At 60.7% G+C, this 3,960-nt stretch carries 3 protein-coding genes and 2 pseudogenes; 4 read left to right on the top strand and 1 reads right to left on the bottom strand.

Going from position 1 to position 3,960, the window contains the following annotated elements; translation table 11 throughout:
- The 4 genes and pseudogenes from L9Z73_RS26820 to L9Z73_RS26805 form a co-directional block, all read left to right on the top strand.
- Window positions 1–328: c-type cytochrome (locus tag L9Z73_RS26820; protein WP_247407594.1), on the top strand; the 328-nt coding region annotated here is incomplete at its 5' end.
- Window positions 329–665: 337 nt separating this feature from the next.
- Window positions 666–2,081 carry a cytochrome c oxidase accessory protein CcoG gene (ccoG, locus tag L9Z73_RS26815; RefSeq protein ID WP_247407592.1) on the top strand — a complete coding sequence of 472 codons (1,416 nt, stop codon included), beginning with the start codon at window positions 666–668 and terminating at the stop codon, window positions 2,079–2,081.
- Window positions 2,082–2,096: 15 nt separating this feature from the next.
- Window positions 2,097–2,636, top strand: a complete 540-nt coding sequence (locus L9Z73_RS26810; protein ID WP_247407590.1) for a FixH family protein — start codon at window positions 2,097–2,099, stop codon at window positions 2,634–2,636.
- A gap of 115 nt (window positions 2,637–2,751) precedes the next feature.
- Window positions 2,752–3,885: pseudogene (locus tag L9Z73_RS26805) on the top strand (heavy metal translocating P-type ATPase metal-binding domain-containing protein); the annotation flags it as partial.
- On the opposite strand, the pseudogene L9Z73_RS31640 reads toward L9Z73_RS26805, so the two are convergent.
- A pseudogene (locus L9Z73_RS31640) lies at window positions 3,874–3,960 on the bottom strand (contractile injection system protein, VgrG/Pvc8 family); the annotation flags it as partial. The pseudogenes L9Z73_RS26805 and L9Z73_RS31640 sit on opposite strands and share 12 nt — an antisense overlap.

Raw genomic sequence — 3,960 nt, 5'->3', positions numbered from 1 at the left:
CTTCGTGGTGACCAACCTGGACGGCCGTAAACTGCCGGAAGGCGCCAAGGCCGACGTGGCCAACGGCGGGAAACTCTTCGCCGCCAACTGCGTCGCCTGCCACGGCCCGGCCGGTAAAGGCACGCCTGCCATGGGCGCACCTGACCTGACTCACCCGGGTGCGTTCATCTACGGTTCAAGTTTCGCCCAACTGCAGCAGACCATCCGCTACGGCCGCCAGGGCCAGATGCCTGCGCAGGAACAACTGCAAGGGAACGACAAGGTTCACTTGCTCGCGGCGTATGTTTACAGCTTGTCCCATGGGGATAAAAAGGCTCAAGAGCAGTAAGTCGAAGCAGCAACCAAAGGGCCCATTCATTGAAAAATGATGGGCCTTTTTTTGTTGCACCTATTCTGAAAACACCGAAGATTCAATGTGGGAGCAAGCCCCCTTCCACATTGGATCGTCAGTGTTTTGAAGACTGAGCCCGCAAAAACCGTCCATACTTCACAAGTCAATTGATCCACGTCACCTACACCATCAATTGATTTCCCCCAACGCGACCAAAGGTCGCACCCTTTGCGCGTCATCGGGGGCGTATCATTACGCCACTGCAAGACCCTTCATTTGACCCCGACTGGCACGTACTGGCCGAGGCAAATCTCCACCGCCGTGGGATGCAATGATGAGCAACCAAATACCGGTACAAGACGTTACTCCACCTGCCAAAAACTCCAACAACGGTGTCGACCTCTACGCGTCGCGAGAGAAAATCTACACCCGCGCCTTCACGGGCCTGTTCCGCAACCTGCGCATGCTTGGCGGTGCCGGTCTGTTCCTGCTCTACTTCGGCACGGTGTGGCTGAACTGGGGTGGCCACCAGGCCGTATGGTGGAACCTGCCGGAACGTAAGTTCTTTATCTTCGGTGCAACCTTCTGGCCCCAGGACTTTATCCTCCTCTCGGGCATCCTGATCGTCGCGGCCTTTGGCCTGTTCTTCATCACGGTGTACGCCGGACGCATCTGGTGCGGGTATACCTGCCCGCAAAGCGTGTGGACGTGGATCTTCATGTGGTGCGAAAAAGTCACCGAAGGCGACCGTAACCAGCGCATCAAGCTGGACAAGGCGCCGATGGGGGCCAACAAGTTCCTGCGCAAATTCAGCAAGCACACGCTGTGGCTGCTGATCGGCTTTGTCACCGGCATGACCTTCGTCGGCTACTTCTCACCGATCCGCGAACTGGTGTTTGACTTCTTCACCGGCCAGGCCGATGGCTGGTCGTATTTCTGGGTCGGCTTCTTCACCCTCGCCACCTACGGCAACGCCGGCTGGCTGCGCGAACAGGTGTGCATCTACATGTGCCCCTACGCGCGCTTCCAAAGCGTGATGTTCGACAAGGACACCCTGATCGTCTCCTACGACCCGCGTCGCGGCGAAGTACGTGGCCCGCGCAAAAAAGGCAGCGACTACAAGGCCCAAGGCCTGGGCGATTGCATCGAGTGTACGATGTGCGTACAGGTGTGCCCGACCGGCATCGACATCCGTGATGGCCTGCAAATCGAGTGCATCGGCTGTGCCGCGTGCATCGACGCCTGCGACAACATCATGGACAAGATGGACTACCCGCGCGGCCTGATCAGCTACACCACCGAACACAACCTGTCAGGGCAAAAAACCCACAAGCTGCGTCCGCGCCTGATCGGCTATGCACTGGTGTTGCTGGCAATGATGAGCCTGTTGGCCACGGCATTCTTCATGCGTCCGCTGGTGGGTTTCGACGTCAGCAAAGACCGCGTGCTGTACCGCGAAAACGCCGAAGGGCGAATCGAAAACGTCTACAGCCTGAAGATCATGAACAAGGATCAGCACGACCACACCTACGTGCTTGACGCTGCCGGCCTGCCGGACCTCAAGCTGCAAGGCCGCCGCGAAATCAAGGTGGCTGCCGGCGACATCGTCAGCATGCCGGTAGAACTGTCGAGCGCGCCGGAGCAATTGCCGTCGAGCACCAACGAGGTCACATTCATCCTCAAGGATGCTGATGATGCCAGCATCCATATTGAAGCCAAGAGCCGATTCATCGGCCCACAAGTTCGTTAACGAGAGAGCAGAAAAATGCCCGTAACCACTGCAGCAAGTCCCTGGTACAAGCACCTCTGGCCCTGGATCATCATCGCAATCCTGGCCTGCTCGGTGACCTTGACCTTGTCCATGGTGACCATTGCAGTGAACAACCCGGACAACCTGGTCAACGACAACTATTACGAGGCTGGCAAAGGCATCAATCGCTCCCTGGACCGCGAACGCCTGGCCCAGACCCTGCAACTGCGCGCCAAGGTGCATCTGGATGAGCTGACCGGTGAAGTCGAACTGCACCTCACCGGCTACAGCAACCCGACGAGCCTGGAACTGAACCTGATTTCGCCGACCCAGCCGGAGAAAGACCGCAAGATCAACCTGGCCCGCAGCGACAGCGAACCCGGTCGCTACATCGGCCAGGTTACCGACAAGGTCGAAGGCCGGCGCTTCGTCGAACTGCTCGGCGTGGAAGGCGACAGGACCTGGCGCTTGTTCGAAGAAGAACAGGTCAACCACGACAAGGACTTGCTGCTCGGGGATGAACCGCTGCTGGGTGCTGAAGACCTGAAGAAGTAAACAGGCTGCGCTTCGCGCATCGCGGGCATGCCCGCTCCCACATGGACACCGCGATCCACTGTGGGAGCGGGCTTGCCCGCGATGAGGCCCTACCCGCCACCAAAGATCTAACGCCATGACCACCCCAACCCCCTGCTACCACTGCGCCCTGCCCGTTCCACCCGGTAGCCGCTTCACCGCCGTGATCCTCGGCGAGCGCCGCGAACTCTGCTGCCCGGGCTGCCAGGCAGTGGCCGAAGCAATCGTGGCGGGCGGGTTGGAAAGCTATTACCAGCACCGCAGCGAAGCCTCGGCCAACCCCGAGGCGCTGCCGGTGCAACTGGTGGACGAATTGGCGCTGTATGACCGCGCCGACGTACAAAAACCCTTCGTGCGCCACGACGGCGAACTGGCCGAAGCGACGCTGCTGATGGAAGGCATCAGCTGCGCAGCCTGTGGCTGGCTGATCGAAAAACACCTGCGCAGCCTGCCCGCCGTGGCCGAGGCGCGCCTGAACCTGTCCAACCATCGCCTGCAAGTGCGCTGGGCCGACGGGCAACTACCGTTGAGCCAACTGCTCAGTGAGCTGCGCCATATCGGCTACGCCGCCCACCCTTATCAGGCAGACCGCGCCGCCGAGCAACTGGCCGGCGAAAACCGCCTGGCCTTGCGCCAACTCGGCGTTGCCGGCTTGCTGTGGTTCCAAGCGATGATGGCGACCATGGCCACCTGGCCGGAATTCAATATCGACCTGAGCCCGGAGCTGCATGTCATCCTGCGTTGGGTCGCGATGTTTCTGACCACGCCCATTGTGTTCTACAGCTGTGCGCCGTTTTTCAAGGGCGCCATGCGCGACCTGCGCACCCGCCACCTGACCATGGACGTCTCGGTATCCCTGGCCATTGGCGGGGCTTACCTCGCGGGGATCTGGACCGCGATCACCGGCGTGGGTGAACTGTATTTCGACGCGGTGGGCATGTTCGCGCTGTTCCTGCTGGCCGGCCGCTACCTGGAGCGGCGTGCCCGCGAACGCACAGCCGCCGCTACCGCGCAGTTGGTCAACCTGCTGCCGGCCTCGTGCCTGCGCTTGAATGCTGAAGGTCAGAGCGAACGCATCCTGCTCCCCGAACTGGCCCTGGGCGACCGTGTGCTGGTTCATCCCGGCGCAGTGCTGCCGGCGGACGGGGTGATCCTCGACGGCCAGTCCAGCATCGATGAATCCCTGCTCACCGGCGAATACCTGCCGCAACCGCGTCAAGTCGGAAAAACCCAGGTCGCGGAACACCTGCTTGATGATCTGCGGGATGCTCAGGTTCTGGAAAATCCGACAGTCCGAGGTGCGGCT

Source organism: Pseudomonas emilianonis (assembly GCF_023072625.1).
GTDB classification, from domain to species: domain Bacteria; phylum Pseudomonadota; class Gammaproteobacteria; order Pseudomonadales; family Pseudomonadaceae; genus Aquipseudomonas; species Aquipseudomonas paraveronii.
This window is presented reverse-complemented; position numbering and strand designations above follow the sequence as displayed.

Bases quoted from the DNA above. Each gene is read 5' to 3' on its own strand.
- ccoG (WP_247407592.1), top strand. From the start codon at position 666: ATGAGCAACCAAATACCGGTACAAGACGTTACTCCACCTGCCAAAAAC.
- L9Z73_RS26810 (WP_247407590.1), top strand. From the start codon at position 2,097: ATGCCCGTAACCACTGCAGCAAGTCCCTGGTACAAGCACCTCTGGCCC.